Annotated in this window: 22 protein-coding genes; 11 read left to right on the forward strand and 11 right to left on the reverse strand. The window is 56.2% G+C overall.

All coding sequences use genetic code 11. From position 1 onward, the window contains the following. Positions 1 to 122 precede the first annotated feature (122 nt). Both yidA and INF73_RS19970 read right to left on the reverse strand, forming a co-directional pair. The gene (gene yidA / locus INF73_RS19965) at positions 123 to 935 is read right to left on the reverse strand and encodes a sugar-phosphatase (RefSeq protein WP_047363227.1); all 813 of its coding nucleotides are present in this window, start codon (positions 933 to 935) and stop codon (positions 123 to 125) included. A 115-nt stretch (positions 936 to 1,050) separates the two neighbouring features. Next, a complete protein-coding gene (locus INF73_RS19970; RefSeq protein ID WP_193541048.1) occupies positions 1,051 to 2,076 on the reverse strand; it encodes an NAD(P)-dependent alcohol dehydrogenase in 1,026 nt (341 codons plus the stop codon). Between the two features lie 109 nt (positions 2,077 to 2,185). Here INF73_RS19970 and INF73_RS19975 point away from each other — a divergent pair, with 109 nt between their 5' ends. Next, on the forward strand, positions 2,186 to 3,121 hold the full coding sequence (locus tag INF73_RS19975) for a LysR family transcriptional regulator (protein ID WP_045630889.1): 936 nt from the start codon (positions 2,186 to 2,188) through the stop codon (positions 3,119 to 3,121). Positions 3,122 to 3,155: 34 nt separating this feature from the next. Here INF73_RS19975 and gyrB read toward each other — a convergent pair whose 3' ends face one another. The 4 genes from gyrB to dnaA are packed head-to-tail and all read right to left on the reverse strand — an operon-like array spanning position 3,156 to position 9,168. After that, the gene (gene gyrB, locus INF73_RS19980; protein ID WP_048961458.1) at positions 3,156 to 5,567 is read right to left on the reverse strand and encodes a DNA topoisomerase (ATP-hydrolyzing) subunit B; all 2,412 of its coding nucleotides are present in this window, start codon (positions 5,565 to 5,567) and stop codon (positions 3,156 to 3,158) included. A gap of 28 nt (positions 5,568 to 5,595) precedes the next feature. Further along, positions 5,596 to 6,669 carry a DNA replication/repair protein RecF gene (gene recF / locus INF73_RS19985; protein WP_045260850.1) on the reverse strand — a complete coding sequence of 358 codons (1,074 nt, stop codon included), beginning with the start codon at positions 6,667 to 6,669 and terminating at the stop codon, positions 5,596 to 5,598. Then, a complete protein-coding gene (gene dnaN, locus INF73_RS19990) occupies positions 6,669 to 7,769 on the reverse strand; it encodes a DNA polymerase III subunit beta (protein ID WP_008500170.1) in 1,101 nt (366 codons plus the stop codon). Before dnaN ends, recF begins: the two co-directional genes overlap by 1 nt. Positions 7,770 to 7,773: 4 nt before the next feature. Continuing rightward, positions 7,774 to 9,168 carry a chromosomal replication initiator protein DnaA gene (dnaA, locus tag INF73_RS19995; RefSeq protein ID WP_032644944.1) on the reverse strand — a complete coding sequence of 465 codons (1,395 nt, stop codon included), beginning with the start codon at positions 9,166 to 9,168 and terminating at the stop codon, positions 7,774 to 7,776. Between the two features lie 599 nt (positions 9,169 to 9,767). Between dnaA and rpmH the strand changes: the two genes are divergently transcribed. From rpmH to INF73_RS20040, 9 genes are all read left to right on the forward strand, one after another. Further along, positions 9,768 to 9,908 carry a 50S ribosomal protein L34 gene (gene rpmH, locus INF73_RS20000; protein WP_000831330.1) on the forward strand — a complete coding sequence of 47 codons (141 nt, stop codon included), beginning with the start codon at positions 9,768 to 9,770 and terminating at the stop codon, positions 9,906 to 9,908. 16 nt (positions 9,909 to 9,924) lie between these two features. Continuing rightward, a complete protein-coding gene (gene rnpA, locus INF73_RS20005; protein ID WP_014072458.1) occupies positions 9,925 to 10,284 on the forward strand; it encodes a ribonuclease P protein component in 360 nt (119 codons plus the stop codon). After that, positions 10,248 to 10,505, forward strand: coding sequence for a membrane protein insertion efficiency factor YidD (gene yidD, locus INF73_RS20010; RefSeq protein ID WP_001307474.1), 258 nt, complete (start codon positions 10,248 to 10,250; stop codon positions 10,503 to 10,505). The genes rnpA and yidD overlap by 37 nt, the downstream gene beginning before the upstream one ends. A 2-nt stretch (positions 10,506 to 10,507) precedes the next feature. Then, positions 10,508 to 12,151 (forward strand): membrane protein insertase YidC, encoded by a 1,644-nt coding sequence (gene yidC / locus INF73_RS20015; RefSeq protein ID WP_028014931.1) that lies wholly within the window; start codon positions 10,508 to 10,510, stop codon positions 12,149 to 12,151. A 72-nt stretch (positions 12,152 to 12,223) separates the two neighbouring features. Next, positions 12,224 to 13,588 (forward strand): tRNA uridine-5-carboxymethylaminomethyl(34) synthesis GTPase MnmE, encoded by a 1,365-nt coding sequence (gene mnmE, locus INF73_RS20020; RefSeq protein WP_100171161.1) that lies wholly within the window; start codon positions 12,224 to 12,226, stop codon positions 13,586 to 13,588. Between the two features lie 111 nt (positions 13,589 to 13,699). Then, positions 13,700 to 14,875 (forward strand): MFS transporter, encoded by a 1,176-nt coding sequence (locus INF73_RS20025; RefSeq protein WP_193541047.1) that lies wholly within the window; start codon positions 13,700 to 13,702, stop codon positions 14,873 to 14,875. After that, entirely contained in the window at positions 14,844 to 15,815 is a 972-nt protein-coding gene (yidZ, locus tag INF73_RS20030) for an HTH-type transcriptional regulator YidZ (RefSeq protein ID WP_028014928.1), read from the forward strand. The genes INF73_RS20025 and yidZ overlap by 32 nt, the downstream gene beginning before the upstream one ends. 122 nt (positions 15,816 to 15,937) lie before the next feature. Continuing rightward, complete coding sequence (locus tag INF73_RS20035; protein ID WP_126327368.1) at positions 15,938 to 16,684, forward strand: 4'-phosphopantetheinyl transferase superfamily protein; 747 nt, start codon at positions 15,938 to 15,940, stop codon at positions 16,682 to 16,684. 36 nt (positions 16,685 to 16,720) lie between these two features. Next, positions 16,721 to 17,287, forward strand: coding sequence for an NADPH-dependent FMN reductase (locus INF73_RS20040; protein WP_003861147.1), 567 nt, complete (start codon positions 16,721 to 16,723; stop codon positions 17,285 to 17,287). A gap of 91 nt (positions 17,288 to 17,378) precedes the next feature. Here the strand turns inward: INF73_RS20040 and adeP are convergent, their stop codons facing one another. Beyond that, a complete protein-coding gene (adeP, locus tag INF73_RS20045) occupies positions 17,379 to 18,716 on the reverse strand; it encodes an adenine permease AdeP (protein WP_028014926.1) in 1,338 nt (445 codons plus the stop codon). 165 nt (positions 18,717 to 18,881) lie between these two features. On the opposite strand from adeP, the gene yieH reads away from it, so the two are divergent. After that, complete coding sequence (gene yieH, locus INF73_RS20050) at positions 18,882 to 19,547, forward strand: 6-phosphogluconate phosphatase (protein ID WP_193541045.1); 666 nt, start codon at positions 18,882 to 18,884, stop codon at positions 19,545 to 19,547. Positions 19,548 to 19,591: 44 nt separating this feature from the next. Here the strand turns inward: yieH and phoU are convergent, their stop codons facing one another. From phoU to pstC, 4 genes are read right to left on the reverse strand one after another with little or no spacing between them, the layout of a single operon-like run. Next, positions 19,592 to 20,317 carry a phosphate signaling complex protein PhoU gene (gene phoU, locus INF73_RS20055; protein ID WP_003861153.1) on the reverse strand — a complete coding sequence of 242 codons (726 nt, stop codon included), beginning with the start codon at positions 20,315 to 20,317 and terminating at the stop codon, positions 19,592 to 19,594. Positions 20,318 to 20,343: 26 nt separating this feature from the next. Further along, the gene (gene pstB, locus INF73_RS20060) at positions 20,344 to 21,117 is read right to left on the reverse strand and encodes a phosphate ABC transporter ATP-binding protein PstB (RefSeq protein WP_010426574.1); all 774 of its coding nucleotides are present in this window, start codon (positions 21,115 to 21,117) and stop codon (positions 20,344 to 20,346) included. 47 nt (positions 21,118 to 21,164) lie between these two features. Then, on the reverse strand, positions 21,165 to 22,055 hold the full coding sequence (pstA, locus tag INF73_RS20065) for a phosphate ABC transporter permease PstA (protein WP_014881893.1): 891 nt from the start codon (positions 22,053 to 22,055) through the stop codon (positions 21,165 to 21,167). After that, positions 22,055 to 23,014 carry a phosphate ABC transporter permease PstC gene (pstC, locus tag INF73_RS20070; RefSeq protein WP_028014924.1) on the reverse strand — a complete coding sequence of 320 codons (960 nt, stop codon included), beginning with the start codon at positions 23,012 to 23,014 and terminating at the stop codon, positions 22,055 to 22,057. Before pstC ends, pstA begins: the two co-directional genes overlap by 1 nt. Positions 23,015 to 23,026: the final 12 nt, after the last annotated feature.

The following is a 23,026-nucleotide window of genomic DNA, read 5'->3' on the forward strand; positions in this document are numbered from 1 at the left end:
GACAATGTAGTACAATCAATTTATGTTGTACTACAATCAAGATCACAAAAAGAACAATTCGATAAATTCAGGGCAAAAAAAAGCCCCGGTTGATAACCGGGGCTGATGATTGAAAATAAGCGTTACTGCAGCACAAACTTCTCGATCGCGTAGGCAACGCCATCTTCGAGGTTAGATTTTGTGACGAAATCAGCCACCTCTTTCACCGAAGGAATGGCGTTATCCATTGCCACGCCAACGCCCGCGAATTCAATCATCGCGATGTCGTTCTCCTGGTCGCCGAGCGCCATGATTTCTTCCTGCTTAATCCCTAACGCATCAGCAAGTGATTTCACGCCGGTGCCCTTATTGACGCGTTTATCGAGGATTTCGAGGAAGTACGGCGCACTTTTCAGCACGGTGTACTTCTCTTTTACCTCCGCCGGAATGCGCGCGATGGCTTTATCCAGGATCTCCGGCTCGTCAATCATCATCACCTTCAGGAACTGCGTCGCCGGATCCATTTTCTCGGCTTCACAGAACACCAGCGGAATGGTCGCAACGTAGGATTCATGCACCGTGTAGTAGCTGATATCGCGGTTGGCGGTGTAGAGCGTATTGCGATCGAGCGCATGGAAGTGGGAGCCCACTTCACGGGACAGTTTTTCGAGGAACAGGTAGTCATCATAGCTCAGCGCAGTTTGCGCAACCGTGCTGCCGTCTGCGGCTTTCTGCACCAGCGCGCCGTTATAGGTGATGCAGTAATCGCCCGGCTGATTCATGTGCAGCTCTTTCAGGTAGCTGTGTACGCCCGCATACGGACGCCCCGTGGTCAGAACCACATTCACGCCCTTCGCTCGTGCGGCGGCGATCGCGTTTTTAACGGCAGGAGAGATAGTGTGGTCTGGCAGCAGCAGCGTGCCGTCCATATCGATTGCAATGAGTTTGATAGCCATGAGTTCCCCGGGATAAATGAGTGCTGCCTCATGCTAACGCGATTAAGCACACAAAAATAGAGCTACATTGCGCAACAGAAACCCCCCTTTTACGCTTATCCCGGGGAACGACGACTTACTCGCGGGTGAGAACGATTTTACCGAATGCGCCGCGATCCAGATGTTCAAGGGCCTGTTCAAGCTCGTTAAAACGGTAGCGATGCTCAATCACCGGCTTCAGTCCCGTGACGTCAACAGCGCGGACGAAATCCTCCAGCGCCCGGCGGTGTCCCACGCCAATCCCCTGAATGACGGGGGATTTCAGCAGCAGCTCACCAGCAGGCAGCGAAATGTCAGTCCCGGCCAGCACGCCAATGACGGAGATACGCCCATGAACGGCAACGGCACGCAGGGAATGCTTCAGGTTTTCCCCACCTACGGTTTCGATAATATGGTCGATGCCGCGATCCTGAGTCAGCGCCAATGCTTCTTCAGCCCAGTCACTTTTCAGGCGGTTGACACCCTGACTGGCGCCCAGTTTTTTGGCGAGCGCCAGCTTTTCATCGCTCCCGGACGTGACAATAACCTCTGCGCCGTGCGCTTTTGCAATTTGCAGGGCGAAAATCGCCACGCCGCCCGTCCCCTGTACCAGCACCGATTGCCCGGCGCGGAGCTGACCCCGCTCCACCAGCGCGAACCAGGCGGTAAGCCCTGCGCAGGGTAACGTGCTGGCCTCTGCGTCATTCAGAGTTTCCGGAGAGGCCACCAGCGCGTTTTCATTTACAACCACATATTCGGCCAGCATTCCCTGGAAATAGCCGCCGGACGTTTTGTAGGGCAAATCACGCGCGTCTGTCTGCGGCTTGCCGTCGATCCACTCCGGGAAGAAGGTTGAAATGACGCGAGCGCCGGGTTTGAAACGCGTGACACCTTCACCTACGCTGTCCACCACGCCCGCCATGTCAGACGCCGGGGTGAACGGGAAGGAAAGCGGAATCGGCATCGTGCCTTCGATGACCATTTTATCCCGGTAGTTGAGCGCAACGGCATTTACCCGTACGCGAACCTCACCGGGGCCTGGCTGTGGAACCGATTCATGAATGAGTTTGAGATTTTCGCGCCCGAGGGCGTTCATTGACCAGCGCTGCATTGTCTCTGTCATTTTTTCCTCCTGCCATCAGATAAGCTTCAGTAATGACAGTCTACCGTTGACTACTCGTCACCAGTGGCGATAAGTTTTCTCTTCATTGACGCCTGAATGGATACAAACCGTGACCGATACGCTGAAAGATATTCCTGTTTTTGTCGCTGCCGTGGAGGCAGGAAGCTTTGCGCAGGCCGCAGTTCGCCTGCACCTGTCGCGCTCTGCGGTGGGTAAAAGCATTGCTCGACTTGAGGAACGTCTGGGAGTGCGGCTGTTTCAGCGCACCACCCGCAGCCAGCGGCTCACCGATAACGGCGCCCTGTTCTACGAGCGCTGCCTGCGCGCGCTGGAGGAGATCAGGAGCGCGGAATCCCTGCTGGAAACGGGGAAACATCAGATCAACGGTCGGCTTCGTGTTGCCATGCCGGTGCTGTTTGGGCGCCAGTGCGTCGCGCCGCTGCTGATTGAACTGGCGCAGGAACACCCTGGGCTTGAGCTTGAAATGTCGTTCAGCGACCGCGTGGTGGATCTGGTCGAGGAAGGCTTCGATATGGCGGTACGTAACGGCACGCTGCAGGACAGCAGCGTGCTGGTGGCCAGAAAGCTGGGAGAACACCGCATGGTCCTGTGCGCCTCGCCCGACTATCTGCAAAAAAGAGGTCATCCAGACGCTGTGGATGATTTATCCCGGCACGCGGCCATTAACTATCTGCGCGCAGGCCGCGTGCTATCCTGGCAGCTTATGGACAGCGACGGAACGCCGCGCACGTTTACGCCGCGGTCATCACTCAATATGGATGATTTGCAGGCCATCTGCGACGCGGCGGTGACCGGGCACGGCATTGCCTGGCTCCCCTGCTGGATGGCCATCAAAGAAATTCATCAGGGAAAGCTTGTCCCGCTCTTTAAGCAGGCGCCGGATGTCCATTTTGACGTCCATGCCGTCTGGCAACAGACGCCGTACCTGCCGCTAAGGGTAAGAATGGCCATAGATGCGCTGGCGAGCCGTTTACCGGCGGCGATGTCGCTGGACATTCCTGCGCCCATAAAAAAGCCGCGCTAAAAGCGCGGCCAGTTTTCATGCGGGATAGCGACTGTTAAATATCGATATTCGCCGCTTTCAGCGCGTTCTCTTCAATGAACGCACGACGTGGTTCTACCGCATCGCCCATCAGGGTGGTGAACAGCTGATCCGCAGCAATCGCGTCTTTAACGGTGACGCGCAGCATGCGACGGCTTTCCGGATCCATGGTGGTTTCCCACAGCTGATCCGGGTTCATTTCGCCCAGACCTTTATAACGCTGGATAGACAGACCGCGACGGGATTCTTTCACCAGCCAGTCCAGCGCCTGCTCGAAGCTTGCTACCGGCTGACGACGCTCGCCACGTTCGATAAACGCATCTTCTTCGATCAGGCCGCGCAGCTTCTCGCCGAGGGTGCAGATACGGCGGTATTCCGGGCCGGTCACGAATTCGTGCTCCAGCGGGTAGTCGGTGTCGACGCCGTGAGTACGCACGCGAACAATCGGCTCAAACTGCTGTGCCGCATTCTGTTGAACGTCGAACTTCCACTGGCTGCCGTGCTGCTCTTTCTCGTTCAGCTCGCTCACCAGGGTATTCACCCAGCGGGTCACGGCCTGCTCGTTGCTCAGATCGGCTTCGGTCAGGGTTGGCTGATAGACCAGCTCCTTCAGCAGCGCTTTTGGATAGCGGCGTTCCATACGGCCAATCATTTTCTGCGTGGCGTTGAACTCGGAGACCAGACGCTCCAGCGGCTCGCCTGCCAGTGCCGGCGCGCTGGAGTTCGCGTGCAGGGTCGCGCCATCAAGGGCGATCGCGATTTGGTACTGATCCATCGCGTCGTCATCTTTAATGTACTGTTCCTGCTTACCTTTCTTCACTTTGTACAGCGGCGGCTGCGCAATGTAGACGTGGCCGCGCTCAACGATTTCAGGCATCTGACGATAGAAGAAGGTCAACAGCAGCGTACGGATGTGCGAGCCGTCGACGTCCGCATCGGTCATGATGATGATGCTGTGATAGCGCAGCTTGTCCGGGTTGTACTCGTCGCGGCCAATGCCGCAGCCGAGCGCGGTGATGAGCGTCGCCACTTCCTGAGAAGAGAGCATCTTATCGAAGCGCGCTTTCTCAACGTTGAGGATTTTACCCTTCAGCGGCAGGATCGCCTGGTTCTTACGGTTACGGCCCTGCTTCGCAGAACCGCCCGCGGAGTCCCCTTCCACGAGGTACAGTTCAGACAGTGCCGGGTCGCGTTCCTGACAGTCAGCCAGCTTGCCCGGCAGGCCTGCCAGGTCCAGCGCGCCTTTACGACGGGTCATTTCACGGGCTTTACGCGCCGCTTCACGGGCACGTGCCGCATCGATAATTTTGCCCACCACGATTTTCGCATCGTTCGGGTTTTCCAGCAGGTATTCGCTCAGCAGTTCGTTCATCTGCTGCTCAACCGCCGATTTCACCTCAGAAGAAACCAGCTTGTCTTTGGTCTGTGAGGAGAACTTCGGATCCGGCACCTTCACGGAGACCACGGCAATCAGGCCTTCACGGGCGTCATCACCGGTGGCGCTGACTTTCGCTTTTTTGCTGTAGCCTTCTTTGTCCATGTAGGCGTTCAGGGTACGGGTCATCGCCGCGCGGAAGCCCGCAAGGTGAGTACCGCCGTCGCGCTGTGGAATGTTGTTGGTAAAGCAGTAGATATTTTCCTGGAAACCGTCGTTCCACTGCAGCGCCACTTCCACGCCGATACCGTCTTTTTCGGTGGAGAAGTAGAAGATATTTGGGTGAATTGGCGTTTTGTTCTTGTTCAGATACTCAACAAACGCCTTGATACCGCCTTCGTAGTGGAAGTGGTCTTCTTTATTGTCGCGTTTGTCGCGCAGGCGAATAGAGACGCCGGAGTTCAGGAACGACAGTTCACGCAGGCGCTTCGCCAGAATGTCGTACTCGAATTCAGTGACGTTGGTGAAGGTTTCAAGGCTCGGCCAGAAACGCACCATGGTACCGGTTTTATCGGTATCACCGGTAACGGCCAGCGGGGCCTCAGGCACGCCGTGCTGATAGATCTGACGGTGAATTTTGCCTTCGCGCTGAATAACCAGCTCCAGCTTTTGCGACAGGGCGTTTACTACGGAAACGCCTACGCCGTGCAGGCCGCCGGAAACCTTATAGGAGTTATCGTCGAACTTACCGCCTGCGTGCAGTACGGTCATGATCACTTCCGCAGCAGAGACGCCCTCTTCCGGGTGAATACCGGTCGGGATGCCACGGCCGTCATCGGTAACGGAGACGGAGTTGTCCGCATGGATGGTGACCACGATGTCTTTACAGTGACCCGCGAGCGCTTCGTCGATAGCGTTATCTACCACCTCGAATACCATGTGGTGCAGACCGGTGCCGTCATCCGTGTCGCCGATATACATACCCGGGCGCTTACGCACCGCATCCAGCCCTTTCAGGACTTTGATACTGGAGGAGTCATAAGAATTCGACATCAACGTTTCTCGCTCATTTCAACTTGGGTTAATCCGTTATTTTACCCTTTTCCACGGTAAACATCTTCGAATTTTCGTCCGACATGTCCATAACGTGTTCAGCGCTAATGGCGCTGACGAAAACCTGCGACTGCGTGGCTTTTAAGCGGCTGGCAAGCAGCCCGCGCCGCGCGTCGTCAAGTTCCGAGGCAAAATCATCTATCAGGTACAGGCAGCGTCGTCCGCTCTCGCGAGTGAGGAACTCCCCCTGCGCCAGGCGTAGCGCGCACATCAGGAGCTTGAGCTGCCCGCGCGACAGCGTGTCTTCCACCGGCGCACCGTCGGCACGAATGCGGAAATCCGCCTTGTGCGGGCCGTGCGCGGTGTAGGTCAACATCCGATCGCGCTCGAAGCTTCTCTCTAACACCTCGGCATAATCCGTCTCTTTCTCCCAGCCACGCTGAAAGGAGAAGGTGAGAGAGAACTCGGGTAAAAACTGTTTGCAGGTGTCGGCCATATCTTCGGCGATACCCGCGCTGTATTCGGCACGCCAGCGGCTTATCTGTTCCGCAAGAGGGATGAGTTCCATGTCCCACGGACGCAGCTGGGCGTAGCGCGTGACCTGGCGCAACGCGGCGTTACGCTGTTTAAGCAAACGCTTCAGGTTGCTCCAGGCGTTAAAGAAACCGGCTTCATTGTGAAAGCATCCCCAGTCGAGGAACGCTCTTCTGTATTTGGGGCCGCCGTTGAGTAAAGTAAACCCCTCGGGCGTAATCAGCTGCATTGGCATCAGCAACGCCAGCTCCGCCACCTTATGGCCGTCGGTGCCGTCGATGCGCACCTTGCTATCGCCCTGCTTGTCTTTGGTCAGGCCGATGGCAGTTTCCCGCTCTGCGCCCTGCAAACGCCCGTGCAGAACAAAGGATTCCTGCTCGTGGCGAATGACGCGACCAATCTGCAAACTGCGAAACGCCCGGCCATGGCCGAGCGTATAGATGGCTTCCAGCACGCTGGTTTTGCCGCTGCCGTTCGCGCCAACCAGGAAGTTAAAGCCGGGGGATAAAGCGAGATCCGCGCTTTCGATATTGCGAAAGTCGCGGATCAACAGACGGGTGAGCGACATTACAGTCTCATTGGCATGACAACATAAGCCGCGCTTTGGCTGGCCGCATCTTCAATCTGTACGCTTGAAACGGAGTCGGTCAGCAGGATGCGCACGTTCTCGCATTTCAGCGCGTTCAGCACATCCAGCACGTAGCTGACGTTGAAGCCGATTTCCATCTCAGCCCCGGCGTAGGTGACGTCCAGAATCTCTTCTGCCTCTTCCTGCTCCGGGTTGTTGGCGGTGATTTTGATCTGGTTTTCACTCACGTACAGGCGCACGCCGCGGAATTTCTCGTTCGAGAGAATGGCCGCGCGGGCAAACGCCTGCTTGAGGCTATCGCAGCCCGCTTCCAGCGTTTTGTCCGGGTTCTTCGGCAATACGCGGCGATAATCCGGGAAACGGCCATCAACCAGCTTCGAAGTGAAGACAAAATCGCCCACGTGGGCACGGATATTATTGCTGCCAATCTGCACCCGCAGCGGCGTGTCACCGCCGTCGAGCATACGCATCAGTTCAATCACGCCTTTACGCGGTACGATCACCGAATGGTTCGGCAGCGAGTCGCCAATCGGCATGGAACAGACCGCCAGACGGTGGCCGTCGGTGGCGACGGTACGCAGCTCTTCACCTTCGGTTTCGAACAGCATGCCGTTTAAGTAGTAACGAACGTCCTGATGCGCCATGGAGAACTGCGTGGCTTCAATCAGACGCTTCATCGTCGCCTGCGGAAGAGTGAATTCAACTTCACTCTGCCAGTCGTCCAGGTTCGGGAAGTCCGCAGCGGGTAGCGTGGAGAGCGAGAAACGGCTGCGGCCAGAGCGCACCAGCATGCGGTCGCCCTCCAGCTGCACGGCGATTTCAGCGCCTTCCGGCAACCCGCGGCAGATATCAAAGAATTTACGTGCCGGAACCGTGGTCGCGCCCGCGTCGTGCGGCTGCGTCAACGTAACGCGCGCGATCATTTCCATTTCCAGATCTGTACCGGTCAGCGACAGCGTACCGTCCGCGACCTGAAGCAGCAGGTTTCCGAGAATAGGCAGCGTTGGGCGGCCGCCTAATGGGCCACTCACCTGTTGCAGCGGTTTTAATAAATGTTCACGTTCAACGGTAAATTTCATAGCGTCACGATGATAATGTTCTGATTAGATTGGAAAAATCTTCTTTTATGTCGTGGCTTTCTTCGCGTAACTGCTCAATCTTGCGACAGGCGTGCAGCACGGTCGTATGGTCACGGCCACCAAACGCATCGCCGATTTCCGGCAGACTGTGGTTGGTTAACTCCTTTGCCAGCGCCATCGCCATCTGACGCGGACGCGCCACCGAGCGGGAACGACGTTTAGACAGTAAATCTGCCACTTTGATCTTGTAGTACTCAGCCACCGTCTTTTGAATATTGTCGATGGTGACCAGTTTTTCCTGCAATGCCAACAAATCGCGCAGTGCTTCACGCACAAAATCGATGGTGATCGCACGACCGGTGAAGTTGGCATTGGCGATAACGCGGTTCAGCGCCCCTTCCAGCTCACGCACGTTGGAGCGCAGGCGCTTGGCGATGAAGAACGCCACTTCACCCGGCAGGCGTATGTCGTTCTCATCGGCTTTCTTCATTAGGATCGCGACGCGGGTTTCCAGCTCCGGTGGCTCGATCGCCACGGTGAGGCCCCAGCCGAAGCGGGATTTGAGACGATCTTCAACACCGTTGATCTCTTTAGGATAACGATCCGAGGTCAAAATGATCTGCTGATTGCCTTCCAGCAGGGCGTTAAAGGTGTGGAAAAACTCTTCCTGCGATCGTTCTTTATTGGCAAAGAACTGGATGTCATCGATCAGCAGCGCGTCAACGGAACGGTAGTAGCGTTTAAACTCTTCGATCGCATTGTTTTGCAAGGCTTTTACCATGTCCTGAACGAAGCGCTCGGAGTGCATATACACCACTTTCGCGTTGGGCTTGCGCGCCATAATGCCGTTACCTACCGCATGCAGCAGGTGGGTTTTACCGAGACCCGTGCCGCCATACAGGAACAGCGGGTTGTAAGCACCGCCGGGGTTATCGGCAACCTGACGGGCTGCCGCGCGCGCCAGCTGGTTCGACTTACCTTCAACGAAGTTATCGAACGTGTGTTTCACGTTAACGTTAGAGCGGTAAGTTGGCTCTGCGGGGGCAGGGACGTTATCCCAGCCCTGACGAGCAGGTGCAACGCGAGGCGCCGGAGCCGGAACAGCCTGAGCGGGCGCGGCTACATTTACGGTTTCACGAACGGTTTGGGTGACCGGCTTTGTGCCCACTTCAAAACGCAGCTGTGGGACATCTGACCCGCAAAAATCGTTCAGCAGGCCATTGATGTTATTGAGGTACTTGTCTCTTACCCAATCGAGCACAAAACGGTTTGGCGCATACAAAGCCAGCGTGTTATCGCTCAGCTCCGCCTGCAACGGGCGGATCCACATACTGAATTCTGTGGCTGGTAACTCATCCTGCAATCGGGCAAGACACTGCTGCCAAAGCGAAAGTGACACGGCGGACTCCACTCGAACAATAAAAGAAAACTATTGAATATTCATGATTGTTGGCGCACATCGACATGACCCTGCGTAAAGGGGGACGTGCGAATTGCTATCTGCAATTTATCCTGACCAGGATCCTGGGATCCCGATCGGGACCGCGGATCATAGCGTAAACTGAGCCAGAGATCTTCTGTTTCTCACAGATTCTTCCCGATTTATCCACAGGAAGATCTGAAACCGGGTAAGTGTAAACGATCCTGGCGCGAGTGCCCCGCGATTTAGCCCGCATATTGGAAAATTTAATGAGCAGCGACAATTTATTGCTTAAATGATCTAACGAAGATCCGGGACGATCCTTGCGCTTTGTTGGCGAGGCCGTATAATCCTCGACCCGGCGCGTGATGCTCATCTTCCTGCGTCGTCCGTTGCTCATTTTCCACGCGAAATCGTGCGGAAATACGCGGGAAATAAGGAAAGAGAATTGACTCCGGAGTGTACAATTATTACAATCCGGCCTCTTTAATCACCCACGGCTTCGGCGTCCGTCATTCGAAACTCGGTCGGGCATCCGCAAAAGTCATGAATTTTTTCAAGTTTAGGTAGAAATCGCCATGAAACGCACTTTTCAACCGTCTGTACTGAAGCGCAACCGTTCTCACGGCTTCCGTGCTCGTATGGCTACTAAAAATGGTCGTCAGGTTCTGGCACGTCGTCGTGCTAAAGGCCGCGCTCGTCTGACCGTTTCCAAGTAACAAAGCTAACCCCTGAGTGGTTAAGCTAGCATTTCCCAGGGAGTTACGTTTGTTAACTCCCACTCATTTCACTTTCGTCTTCCAGCAGCCACAACGGGCTGGCACGCCGCAAATCACCATCCTCGGCCGCCAAAATTCGCTGGGGCATCCCCGCATCGGTCTCACAGTCGCTAAGAAAAACGTTAAGCGTGCGCATGAACGCAACCGGATTAAACGTCTGACGCGTGAAAGCTTCCGTTTACGTCAGCACGAACTGCCTTCTATGGATTTCGTGGTGGTGGCTAAAAAAGGGGTTGCCGACCTCGATAACCGTGCTCTCTCGGAAGCGTTGGAAAAATTATGGCGCCGCCACTGTCGCCTGGCTCACGGGTCCTGATAGCCCTCATTCGGGTCTATCAACGCCTGATTAGTCCGCTACTCGGGCCGCACTGCCGTTTCACACCAACATGCTCAAGCTACGGAATTGAGGCATTGCGCAGGTTTGGAGTGATAAAAGGCAGTTGGTTGACGGTGAAACGCGTATTAAAATGCCACCCTTTACACCCCGGTGGAGACGACCCCGTCCCCCCAGGACCTTTTGATACCAGAGAACACTAACGATGGATTCGCAACGCAATCTTCTTATCATCGCTTTGTTGTTCGTGTCTTTCATGATCTGGCAGGCATGGGAGCAGGATAAAAATCCTCAACCCCAGCAACAGACCACGCAGACCACGACCACCGCAGCGGGTAGCGCCGCCGACCAGGGCGTACCGGCCAGTGGCCAGGGGAAACAGATTACGGTTAAGACCGATGTGCTTGAGCTGACTATCAACACCCGTGGTGGTGATGTTGAGCAGGCGCTGCTGTTGACCTACCCGAAAGAGCTGAAGTCTAACGAACCGTTCCAGTTACTGGAAACCACACCGGAGTTCCTGTATCAGGCGCAGAGCGGCCTGACCGGTCGTGATGGCCCGGACAACCCGGCTAACGGTGCGCGTCCACTGTATAACGTCGAGAACGACACCTTTGTACTGGCTGATGGCCAGAACGAACTCGTTATCCCGATGACCTACACCGACGCGGCAGGCAACACCTTCACCAAAACCTTCACCCTGAAACGCGGTGAGTATGCGGTGAACGTGGGCTACAGCGTACAGAACGCCGGTGCGAAACCGCTGGAACTGTCTACCTTCGGTCAGCTGAAGCAGTCCATCAATCTGCCGTCACACCGTGACACCGGAAGCAGCAACTTTGCGCTGCATACCTTCCGTGGCGCGGCGTACTCCACGCCTGATGCGAAGTACGAGAAATACAAATTCGACACCATTGCCGATAACGAAAACCTGAACGTCAGCTCCAAAGGCGGTTGGGTCGCAATGCTGCAGCAGTATTTCGCGACAGCGTGGATCCCGAATAACGACGGTACGAATAACTTCTACACCGCGAACCTGGGCAACGGTATTGCAGCCATCGGCTACAAATCACAGCCTGTTCTGGTTCAGCCGGGTCAAACCGGTAAGCTGGCAAGCACCCTGTGGGTCGGCCCGGAAATTCAGGACAAAATGGCTGCCGTCGCGCCGCACCTGGATCTGACCGTTGATTACGGCTGGTTGTGGTTCATCTCTCAGCCGCTGTTTAAGCTGCTGAAGTTCATCCACAGCTTCCTGGGTAACTGGGGCTTCTCCATCATCGTTATCACCTTTATCGTTCGTGGCATCATGTACCCGCTGACGAAAGCGCAGTACACCTCCATGGCGAAGATGCGTATGCTACAGCCGAAGATTCAGGCTATGCGTGAGCGTCTGGGCGATGATAAACAGCGTCAGAGCCAGGAGATGATGGCCCTGTATAAAGCAGAGAAAGTAAACCCACTGGGTGGTTGCTTCCCGCTGCTGATTCAGATGCCAATCTTCCTAGCGCTGTACTACATGCTGATGGGTTCCGTTGAGCTGCGCCACGCGCCGTTCGCCCTGTGGATCCATGACCTGTCCGCACAGGACCCGTACTACATCCTGCCGATCCTGATGGGCGTGACGATGTTCTTCATCCAGAAGATGTCTCCGACCACCGTGACCGACCCGATGCAGCAGAAGATCATGACCTTTATGCCGGTCATCTTCACCGTGTTCTTCCTGTGGTTCCCGTCAGGTCTGGTGCTGTACTATATTGTCAGCAACCTGGTGACCATCATCCAGCAGCAGCTGATTTACCGTGGTCTGGAAAAACGTGGCCTGCATAGCCGCGAAAAGAAAAAGTCCTGATTCGGTAAGTTAACGCTAAAATAAGGGCGGTCGATTGACCGCCTTTTTTATTTGTATTGAACGAGAGCAACCATGAGCCATAACGACACTATCGTCGCCCAGGCAACCCCACCGGGACGCGGTGGTGTAGGCATTCTGCGTATCTCCGGCCTGAAGGCGCGTGAGGTGGCCGAAGCGGTGCTGGGTAAACTGCCAAAGCCGCGCTACGCTGATTATCTGCCGTTTAAAGATGCCGACGGCACCCCGCTGGACCAGGGCATCGCGCTGTGGTTCCCCGGCCCGAACTCCTTTACCGGCGAAGACGTGCTGGAACTTCAGGGCCACGGCGGTCCGGTGATCCTCGACCTGCTGTTAAAACGTATTCTGACCCTGCCTGGCCTGCGCATTGCGAAGCCGGGCGAATTCTCCGAGCGTGCGTTCCTGAACGACAAGCTCGACCTGGCGCAGGCCGAAGCGATTGCTGACCTGATCGACGCCAGCTCCGAACAGGCGGCCCGCTCCGCGCTGAACTCGTTGCAGGGCGCGTTTTCCGCACGCGTAAATCATCTTGTGGAAGCACTTACTCACCTGCGAATCTATGTCGAAGCGGCTATCGACTTCCCGGACGAGGAGATCGACTTCCTCTCTGACGGTAAAATCGAAGCCCAGCTGAACCAGGTGATGAACGATCTCGACGCGGTACGCGCCGAAGCGCGTCAGGGCAGCCTGCTGCGTGAAGGGATGAAGGTCGTCATTGCTGGTCGCCCTAACGCCGGAAAATCGAGCCTGCTGAACGCCCTGGCGGGCCGTGAAGCGGCAATCGTAACCGACATTGCCGGGACCACCCGCGACGTGCTGCGCGAGCACATCCACATCGACGGGATGCCGCTGCACATTATCGATACCGCGGGTCTGCGCGATGCCAGCGACGAGGTTGAGCGCATCGGTATCGAGCGCGCCTGGCAGGAAATCGAGCAGGCCGACCGCGTGCTGTTTATGGTGGACGGCACCACGACCGACGCCGTCGATCCGGCGGAGATCTGGCCGGACTTTATCGCCCGTCTGCCGGCCAAGCTGCCGATCACCGTAGTGCGTAACAAAGCGGACGTGACCGGCGAAACGCTGGGCATCAGCGATGTGAATGGTCACTCACTTATTCGCCTTTCAGCGCGTACAGGGGAAGGCGTGGAAGCCCTGCGTAACCATCTCAAGCAGAGCATGGGCTTTGACACCAGCATGGAAGGTGGCTTCCTGGCGCGTCGCCGTCACCTGCAGGCGCTGGAAGAGGCGGCACGCCATCTTGACCAGGGCAAAGCGCAGCTGATTGGTGCGTGGGCGGGTGAACTGCTGGCGGAAGAGCTGCGTCTGGCACAGCAGAATCTGAGCGAGATCACCGGGGAGTTCACGTCGGACGATCTGCTGGGCAGGATTTTCTCGAGCTTCTGTATTGGTAAATAGTTTCCGCTAATTGATGGTGATTTCCTCTCAGGAAATCACCATTGTCCAAATGGCAACTCGCTTTAACCCTTTTCACCCCCTATTCTGCTTGCCTGCATTTATGGGGGGTTTATGGCGCGTTTTCTGTTTTGTAGTTTCGCATTAGTTCTACTTTATCCGTCGGGTATTGATATGTATCTGGTGGGATTACCGCACATCGCCCGCGATCTGGGTGCCAGCGAAGCGCAGCTGCACATCGCGTTTTCGGCCTACCTCGCAGGAATGGCGTCGTCGATGGTCTTTGCCGGGAAGATCGCGGATAAGGCTGGCCGTCAGCCCGTCGCAATAACCGGAGCCATCATCTTTGCCCTGGCCTCTCTTCTCTGCTCACAGGCACAGAACAGCACCTTGTTCCTGGCAGGAAGGTTCATCCAGGGCATTGGTGCCGGCGGCTGTTACGTGGTGGCGTTTGCCATTTTGCGCGACACCTTAAGCGCCCAGCGCCGTGCTAAAGTGCTCTCCATGCTGAACGGGATAACCTGCATCATTCCGGTCCTGGCACCGGTTGTAGGCTATCTGATCATGCTGAAATTCCCGTGGCAGAGCCTTTTCTGGACCATGGCTGCAATGGGCGCCCTGGTCTTTGTGCTGTCGATCGCCGTACTGAAAGAGACCCACCCGGGCTCGCAGAATCCCAGCCATACCGCGACCATTCATCCGGCAGAGAAACTTCTCAATCGCTTTTTCCTCAGCCGTCTGGCCGTAACCACGTTAAGCGTGGCGGTGATCCTGACGTATGTAAACGTTTCCCCGGTATTGCTGATGGAGACCATGGGTTTCGATCGCGGTGAGTATTCCACGGTGATGGCATTAACCGCTATGGTCAGTATGGCAGTATCTTTCTCCACCCCGTTTGCGCTGAATATCTTCCGCCAGCGCACGCTGATGCTGACCTCACAGGTTTTATTCCTCGCCGCAGGCGCGATCCTGGCGACCACCAGCTCACATGCGGTGATGCTGGGGGGCATTACGCTCATCTGTGCCGGGTTCTCGGTTGGCTTTGGCGTGGCGATGAGTCAGGCGCTCGGCCCGTTCTCGCTGCGGGCAGGCGTAGCAAGCTCGGTCCTGGGGATCGCGCAGGTCTGCGGTTCGTCTCTGTGGATATGGCTGGCGGCGGTCATCGGACTTAACGCGCTCAATATGCTGATCGGGATTCTGATTGGCTGTAGCATAGTCTGCATCACCTTACTTATGGTCATCCAGCCCGCGGCACAGTATGAAGAAGCCCATCAGCAGTCTCGATCTTAACCTGTTGCTTTGCCTGCAGCTTTTGCTGCAGGAGCGCAGCGTCACCAAAGCCGCAAAGCGGATGAACGTGACGCCGTCGGCGGTGAGTAAATCGCTGGCCAGGCTGCGCGACTGGTTTGACGACCCGCTGTTTGTCAAAACGCCGTTAGGGCTGCTGCCTACGCCGCTGACAGTCAGCCTGGAGCAGGATTTGGCCGACTGGATGCAGATCGGCAACCAGATCCTCGATAAATCTCACCATGATTCGCCTGGCGGGCTGACGTTTGTGCTGGCCGCCGAAACGCCGCTGATGCTCATCCGCTTTAACGCCCTGCTTGAGCAGGTGAACCAGCGTTATCCGCAGGCGACGGTGAAGATGCGTCACTGGGATTACGACTCGCTGGACGCCATTACGCGCGGGGAAGTGGACGTTGGCTTCACCGGTCGCGAAACCCACCCGCGCTCGCGTGAACTGCTGAAGCTGATGCCGTGGTTTATCGACTACGAAATCCTGTTTAGCGACCGTCCATACGTCTATTTGCGTGAGGACCACCCCGCTCTGCAGGAGGAGTGGAATCTGGAAACCTTCCTGCGCTATCCCCATATCAGTATCTTCTGGGAACGGAGCGACACCTGGGCGCTGGATGAGGTGCTAAAAGAGATGGGGCGGGAGAGAAACATTGCTATGTGTTTGCCGGGCTTTGAGCAGTCGATGTTTATGGCGGCGCAGCCCGGCCATAACTATATCGCCACGGCTCCCCACTACTGCCGCCACTACAATGAACTCCACCAGCGGAAGCTGATCGCGCTTCCTATTCCCATTGACGAAGCGCAGGCTGAAAAGCTGACCGTTCCCTTCACGCTGATCTGGCATAAACGGAACAGCCATAATCCGAAAATCCTCTGGCTGCGGGAGACCATCAAGGCGTTGTACGGTGGCAGCGATCCAATTTTTGCCTAAGAAAATGTAAAGTTCGGCCTTCAGGCTTCTCTTACTCCGATTTACTGATTAAAACAGGAGTCAAGTTAAGCGATAATCATGTAACCGTTTAACCGATTACGACCATTATCAAGGAGCGAAAAATGGCAACGCACTTTGCAAGAGGGATACTTACAGAAGGACGTCTCGTATCGGCCAGACTCTCTTCAGCCTGTCACAGTGAGGCGCTCAAACTCCCCGAACACCGCAGGACGCGGTTTTTAGCCTCGAGAGCACTTCTCGCAGAACTGCTGTTTATGCTGTACGGCACCAGCGAACTGCCGGAGATCGTCACGCAACCAGAAGGCCGCCCGGTCTTTGCTGACCCGGAACTCCCTCGTTTTTCCATTGCCTACACGGGCAATATCATTGGGGTCGCGCTGACCACCGAAGGGGATTGCGGGCTCGACATGGAACTTCAGCGCGCGACGCGCAGCTTCCATGGCGCTAATGCGCATGAAGACTATCCGCTCTCCAGCAATGAGAAGCTGTGGGTACGCAACCAGAACGATCCTGTCGAAGCCAGAGCCCAGCTCATTACCCTGCGCCAGAGCATTCGCAAGCTCTGCGGATGCGCCTCAGACGACGCCAGCCTGCTGCAGCTGTTGCCTGGCTCCGGACGTTTGCGCGCCACCCAGGCCACGCTGGTAGAAGCGCTCTGCGACGCAGAGGATGTGCTTATTTGGTCCATCGCGGTGACCCCCGCCATCGAACGCATGAAAATCTGGGAATTTGACAGTCAACAGGGATGGCGTAGCCTTCCTGATGTGCCCGAGCGCGCCAACGAGCCCGCCGCACGCCTGATGCGTTTAACCAGTTTACCGGCAGAAAAAGCATTTACCCATAGCTGATCCAATCAGGGTCATCATGATGAAACAGGAGTAATCATGTCTGATACGTTGAAAGTAGTTACGTTACTGGGAAGCCTGCGCAAAGGTTCATTTAACGGAATGGTTGCCCGCACGCTGCCGCAGCTGGCCCCGGCAGGTATGGAAATTAGCGCCCTGCCATCTATTGGCGATATCCCGTTGTATGATGCAGATGTCCAGCAGGAAGAGGGGTTCCCGCAGAGCGTGGAGGCGATAGCCGAGCAGATCCGCCAGGCCGACGGTGTGGTCATTGTCACGCCGGAGTATAACTACTCGGTTCCGGGTGGCCTGAAGAACGCCATTGACTGGTTATCCCGTTTACCGGAGCAGCCGCTGTCTGGCAAACCGGTGCTGATCCAGACCAGCTCAATGGGCGCGATTGGTGGCGCACGCTGCCAGTATCACCTGCGTCAGATTCTGGTGTTCCTGGATGCGATGGTGATGAACAAGCCGGAATTTATGGGCGGTGTGATTCAAAACAAGGTCGACCCGCAGACGGGTGAAGTGGTGGATCAGAGCACGCGTGACCATCTCTCTGGCCAGCTGACCGCGTTTGGGGATTATATTAAGCGGGTTAAAGCCTGATAAAAAAGCCCGGTGGCGCTAGCGCTTACCGGGCCTACACTCGTCTGTAGGTCAGGTAAGCGAAGCGCCACCTGACAACACAAACCGCACCTTAGTGCGCGTCAATAAACACAATCTTCAACACAAACAGCAGCGCAACGATAATCACGCACGGGCTGAGTTCGCGGAAGCGGCCGGTACCGATCTTCATTACGCAGTAAGAGATAAAGCCCAGCGCGATACCTTCGGTGATCGAGAAGCTGAACGGCATCATCACGGCGGTAATAAAGGCCGGCACCGCTTCGGTTAAATCTTCCCACTTCACGCGCGCCAGGCTCGAGGTCATCAGCACGCCCACGTAAATCAGCGCGCCGGCAGCCGCATACGGTGGAACCATACCCGCCAGCGGAGAGAGGAAGATCACCAGCAGGAACAGGATACCCACCACCACCGCCGTCAGGCCGGTACGGCCACCCACGGACACGCCGGAAGAGGATTCAATGTAAGCGGTAACAGACGAGGTGCCGATGAAAGAACCCGCCACGGACGAGATGCTGTCCACATACAGCGCCTGCTTCATGCGCGGGAATTTGCCTTTCTCGTCAGCCAGACCCGCTTTGTCCGTCACGCCAATCAGCGTACCGGAGGAGTCAAACAGGTTGACCAGCATGAAGGAGAAGATCACGCCCGCCAGGCCCAGGTTCAGGGAACCCGCCAGGTCAACGTGACCAATCACGGTTGAGACGCTCGGCGGCGCAGAGACAATACCGCTGTAATGCACGTCACCCAGCATCCAGCCCAGCAGCGTGGTCACGATGATAGAGACCAGCACCGCAGCGTGGATGTTGCGCGACGCCAGGATCGCGATGATGAAGAAGCCCAGCACGCCCAGCAGCACGCTGTGCGAGGTCAGGTTACCGATGCTCACCAGCGTTTCCGGGTTCGCCACGATCACACCGGCGTTTTTCAGCCCCATCATGCCGATGAACAGACCGATACCGCTGGTGATACCCACGCGCAGGCTCACCGGGATATTGGCAATCATCCAGTAGCGGACGCGGAAGATGGTCAGCAGCAGCAGGCCGACCGCACCCCAGAAGATAGCGCCCATACCAACCTGCCACGGCAGGCCCATCGCCTGAACCACCACGAACGCGAAGAACGCATTCAGGCCCATAGCGGGTGCCAGCGCCACAGGCAGGTTAGCGAAAACGCCCATCAGGATGCTGCCAAGCGCCGCAATCAGGCAGGTGGTAACAAAGACGGCGCTGGTGTCCATGCCAGCGACGCCCAGAATTTGCGGATTCACAAAAACGATATAGACCATCGTCAGGAAGGTAGTAAAACCGGCGATAACTTCGGTGCGTGCCGTTGTGCCGTGCTCGCGCAGTTTGAATACGCGCTCAAGCAGACCCTGACCAGATGTCTGGGTTGTGTGTTGTTGACTCATCATCAATTTCCGAACAAGGAGGGAAAATTCGTCGCTATCCTATACCAAAATGCGACAATAGTGGCGGTTACGGGATACTTTTTTCATTGATTATGCTTATACGGCAACGATTGCGTCTCGTAAATCTGTCGTACGTAAACGTTAAACTTGTTAAAAGGGAAGAGCATGTCCGGAATTGAAGCGGTATTTTTCGACTGTGACGGTACGCTGGTCGACAGTGAGGTCATTTGTTCCCGCGCGTATGTCGCCATGTTCCAGGAATTTGGCATTACGCTCGATCTCGAAGAGGTGTTCAAACGCTTTAAGGGCGTGAAGCTGTACGAGATCATCGACATCATTAACGAAGAGCACGGGGTGGATCTGGCGAAAGCGGAGCTGGAACCGGTGTACCGCGCCGAGGTCGCACGCCTCTTCGACTCAGAACTGGAAGTTATTGCCGGGGCTAACGCGCTGCTGGATGCGATGACGGTGCCAATCTGCGTAGTTTCCAACGGTCCGGTCAGCAAAATGCAGCATTCACTGGGCAAGCTTGAAATGCTGCACCACTTTCCGGAAAAACTGTTCAGCGGCTACGATATCCAGCACTGGAAGCCCGATCCGGCCCTGATGTTCCACGCGGCGAAAGCGATGAACGTCAACGTGGAGAACTGCATTCTGGTGGATGACTCGCCTGCGGGCGCCCAGTCGGGGATTGATGCGGGGATGGAGGTGTTTTACTTCTGTGCCGATCCGCACAACAAGCCGATCGATCATCCAAAAGTGACGACCTTTACCGATCTGGCGCAATTGCCAGAGTTGTGGAAGGCACGCGGGTGGGATATTACGCGTTAAGCTAACGTAGGGCGGGTAAGCGCCAGCGCCACCCGCCACAAACATCACTCTTTCGGATCTTTACCCGCCAGCAGCTTGTCCAGCTCGTCGCCGCCCACGTGACGGAAGTCCTGTCCCTTCACGAAGTAGAAAATATATTCGCAAATGTTCTGGCAGCGGTCGCCGATACGCTCGATAGAGCGCGCGCAGAACAGGGCCGTCAGCACGCTTGGGATGGTACGGGAATCTTCCATCATGTAGGTCATCAGCTGACGCACAATGCCTTCATACTCCTGGTCGACTTTCTTGTCTTCACGGTAGATACGCACCGCTTCATCCAGATCCATACGCGCAAAGGCATCCAGCACGTCGTGCAGCATCTGCACAGTGTGGCGGCCCAGCGACTCCAGGCTCACCAGCAGCGGCTGATGCTGCTGGGAAAACTTCTCCAGCGCGGTGCGGCAGATTTTATCCGCCACGTCACCAATACGTTCCAGCTCGGCGATGGTTTTAATGATCGCCATTACCAGACGCAGGTCGCTCGCGGTCGGCTGACGCTTGGCGATAATACGCACGCAGGCTTCGTCGATCGCCACTTCCATCATGTTGACGTTATGGTCGCCTTCGATGACGCGCTTCGCCAGCTCGCTGTCCTGGTTATGCATTGCCGTAATCGCATCAGAAAGCTGCTGCTCAACCATGCCACCCATGGTCATCACCTGGGTGCGAATGCTTTCCAGCTCTGCGTTGAACTGGCCTGAAATGTGTTTATTAAGATTGAGGTTGTCCATGGTTTCTCCACATGCACTAAGGCAAATCAACCGTAGCGGCCAGTAATATAATCTTCGGTTTGTTTCTTCGCGGGCCGGGTGAACAGCGCGTCCGTATCGCTGAACTCAATCAACTCGCCCAGGTACATAAACGCCGTGTGATCTGAGCAACGCGCAGCCTGCTGCATGTTGTGGGTCACGATAACCACGGTGTAATCCTGCTTCAGCTCGGTGATCAGCTCTTCAATACGGCCGGTTGAGATCGGGTCCAGCGCTGAGCACGGCTCATCCAACAGCAACACTTCCGGGCGAATGGCGATACCGCGCGCAATGCACAGACGCTGCTGTTGACCACCGGAGAGAGAGTACCCGCTCTGATGAAGTTTATCTTTGGTTTCGTTCCATAATGCGGCCTTGGTCAATGCCCACTGCACGCGCTCGTCCATGTCCGCACGGGAGAGCTTCTCAAACAGGCGAACGCCAAACGCGATATTGTCATAGATGGACATCGGGAACGGCGTCGGTTTCTGGAACACCATGCCCACTTTGGCACGCAGCAGGGCGATATCCTGGGCCTGGGTCAGAATGTTTTCGCCATCCAGGATAATTTCACCTTCAGCGCGCTGCTCCGGATAGAGCGAATACATTTTGTTAAAGGTACGCAGCAGCGTGGACTTGCCACAGCCAGACGGACCGATGAATGCCGTGACCTGGTTCTTCGCGATATCCAGGTTGATGTTCTTCAGGGCATGGAATTTGCCGTAGTAGAAGTTCAAATCACGAACCTGAATCTTACCCGGGGCAGTATCAACCATACTCATTGACTCATTTCCTCATTCGACGCCGCGAGCTGCCGCGCCGTAAAAAATTAACCGTGTTTCTTCTTCGCGAAAATGACGCGCGCCAGAATGTTCAGCAACAGTACGCAAAGGGTGATGATCAGCACCCCGGCCCAGGCCAGCTGCTGCCATTCCGCGAATGGGCTCATCGCAAATTTAAAGATCGTCACCGGCAGGTTGGCGATCGGCTGCATCATGTCCGTGCTCCAGAACTGGTTGGAGAGGGCAGTAAACAGCAGCGGTGCCGTTTCACCGGCAATACGGGCGATAGCCAGCAGGATACCGGTCATGATCCCGGAGACCGACGCTTTGAGGGTGATCGCAGAAATCATTTTCCATTTCGGCGTACCCAGCGCGTAAGCTGCTTCACGCAGGCTATCCGGCACCAGTTTCAGCATGTTTTCGGTGGTACGAATGACGATAGGCACCTGCAGCAGCGCCAGCGCAATTACGCCCGCCCAGCCGGAGAAGTGTTCCATTTGCGCGACTACGATGGTGTAAACAAACAGGCCCACGACAATCGACGGAGCGGAAAGCAGGATGTCGTTAATGAAGCGAATAACCTCTGCCAGCCAGGATTTACGCCCGTACTCGGCCAGGTAGATGCCGGCCATGATGCCCAGCGGCGTACCGAAAACGGTCGCCCACAGGATCAGCAGGCCGCTGCCCGCCAGGGCGTTCGCCAGACCACCTCCCGCCGTATTTGGCGGCGGCGTCATCTCGGTGAACAGCGCCAGAGACATTCCATCAATACCACGGGTGATGGTGGACATCAGGATCCAGATCAGCCAGAACAGGCCGAATGCCATCGTTGCCATGGAAAGCGTCAGCGCAATGCGGTTTTTAAAACGACGCTTCGCCTGCATTTTGCGGCGGGATTCGGCAAGCTGAGCGGTGCTTTGCATTTCGAGAGTTGCCATCAGCGTGCCCCCTCATTTTTCGCGAGACGCAGGATCATCAGCTTGGAAATCGCCAGAACAATGAAGGTGATAACGAACAGAATCAGACCCAGTTCCATCAGCGCTGCGACGTGAAGCCCGGATTCCGCTTCGGCAAATTCGTTTGCCAGCGCGGAGGTAATACTGTTACCCGGCATATAGAGTGAAGCGCTATCGAGCTGGTAGGTGTTACCGATGATAAAGGTGACCGCCATAGTTTCACCCAGCGCGCGACCTAAGCCCAGCATTACGCCGCCGATCACCCCATTTTTGGTGAACGGAAGGACAATGCGCCAGATAACTTCCCAGGTGGTACAGCCGATGCCGTAGGCCGACTCTTTCATCATCACCGGGGTTTGTTCGAAGACATCGCGCATTACCGCCGCAATGTACGGAATAATCATGATGGCGAGGATCACACCTGCCGCCAGAATACCGATACCGAATGCCGGGCCAGAGAACAGGGCTCCCACAAACGGAACGGCGGAGAGAACATTACCTACCGGCTCCTGGAAGTACGTGGCAAACAGCGGCGCAAAGATAAACAGGCCCCACATGCCGTATACGATACTTGGGATGGCCGCCAGCAGTTCGATGGCAATACCCAGCGGGCGACGCAGCCAGCCCGGCGCCAGTTCCGTCAGGAACAGCGCAATACCGAAGCTTACCGGAACCGCAATCAGCAGGGCGATGAACGAGGTCACCAGCGTACCGTAAATCGGCACCAGCGCACCGTAGATATCGTTCGGCGCGTCCCACTCTTTGGTCCACAGAAAGGAGAAACCGAATTTCTGAATGCTCGGCCAGGAGGAGAAAATCAGAGACACGATAATGCCGCCCAGCAGCAATAGCACAATCAGCGCAGCCAGTTTGACCAGCGCGCCGAAAATCATGTCACCTTTTTTACCCGGAGGGTTAAATGCAGGCTTGGTTGCAGCCATAAATCACTCTTC

Source organism: Enterobacter cloacae complex sp. P6RS (assembly GCF_014982245.1).
Classification (GTDB): Bacteria; Pseudomonadota; Gammaproteobacteria; order Enterobacterales; family Enterobacteriaceae; genus Enterobacter; species Enterobacter bugandensis.

Coding starts and splice junctions, on each gene's coding strand:
- yidC (WP_028014931.1), top strand. CDS start 10,508: ATGGATTCGCAACGCAATCTTCTTATCATCGCTTTGTTGTTCGTGTCT.
- yidZ (WP_028014928.1), top strand. CDS start 14,844: ATGAAGAAGCCCATCAGCAGTCTCGATCTTAACCTGTTGCTTTGCCTG.
- dnaN (WP_008500170.1), bottom strand. CDS start 7,769: ATGAAATTTACCGTTGAACGTGAACATTTATTAAAACCGCTGCAACAG.
- pstA (WP_014881893.1), bottom strand. CDS start 22,055: ATGGCAACTCTCGAAATGCAAAGCACCGCTCAGCTTGCCGAATCCCGC.
- pstC (WP_028014924.1), bottom strand. CDS start 23,014: ATGGCTGCAACCAAGCCTGCATTTAACCCTCCGGGTAAAAAAGGTGAC.
- phoU (WP_003861153.1), bottom strand. CDS start 20,317: ATGGACAACCTCAATCTTAATAAACACATTTCAGGCCAGTTCAACGCA.
- yidA (WP_047363227.1), bottom strand. CDS start 935: ATGGCTATCAAACTCATTGCAATCGATATGGACGGCACGCTGCTGCTG.
- rpmH (WP_000831330.1), top strand. CDS start 9,768: ATGAAACGCACTTTTCAACCGTCTGTACTGAAGCGCAACCGTTCTCAC.
- INF73_RS19970 (WP_193541048.1), bottom strand. CDS start 2,076: ATGACAGAGACAATGCAGCGCTGGTCAATGAACGCCCTCGGGCGCGAA.
- mnmE (WP_100171161.1), top strand. CDS start 12,224: ATGAGCCATAACGACACTATCGTCGCCCAGGCAACCCCACCGGGACGC.
- INF73_RS20040 (WP_003861147.1), top strand. CDS start 16,721: ATGTCTGATACGTTGAAAGTAGTTACGTTACTGGGAAGCCTGCGCAAA.
- adeP (WP_028014926.1), bottom strand. CDS start 18,716: ATGAGTCAACAACACACAACCCAGACATCTGGTCAGGGTCTGCTTGAG.
- yidD (WP_001307474.1), top strand. CDS start 10,248: ATGGCGCCGCCACTGTCGCCTGGCTCACGGGTCCTGATAGCCCTCATT.
- recF (WP_045260850.1), bottom strand. CDS start 6,669: ATGTCGCTCACCCGTCTGTTGATCCGCGACTTTCGCAATATCGAAAGC.
- yieH (WP_193541045.1), top strand. CDS start 18,882: ATGTCCGGAATTGAAGCGGTATTTTTCGACTGTGACGGTACGCTGGTC.
- pstB (WP_010426574.1), bottom strand. CDS start 21,117: ATGAGTATGGTTGATACTGCCCCGGGTAAGATTCAGGTTCGTGATTTG.
- INF73_RS20035 (WP_126327368.1), top strand. CDS start 15,938: ATGGCAACGCACTTTGCAAGAGGGATACTTACAGAAGGACGTCTCGTA.
- gyrB (WP_048961458.1), bottom strand. CDS start 5,567: ATGTCGAATTCTTATGACTCCTCCAGTATCAAAGTCCTGAAAGGGCTG.
- INF73_RS20025 (WP_193541047.1), top strand. CDS start 13,700: ATGGCGCGTTTTCTGTTTTGTAGTTTCGCATTAGTTCTACTTTATCCG.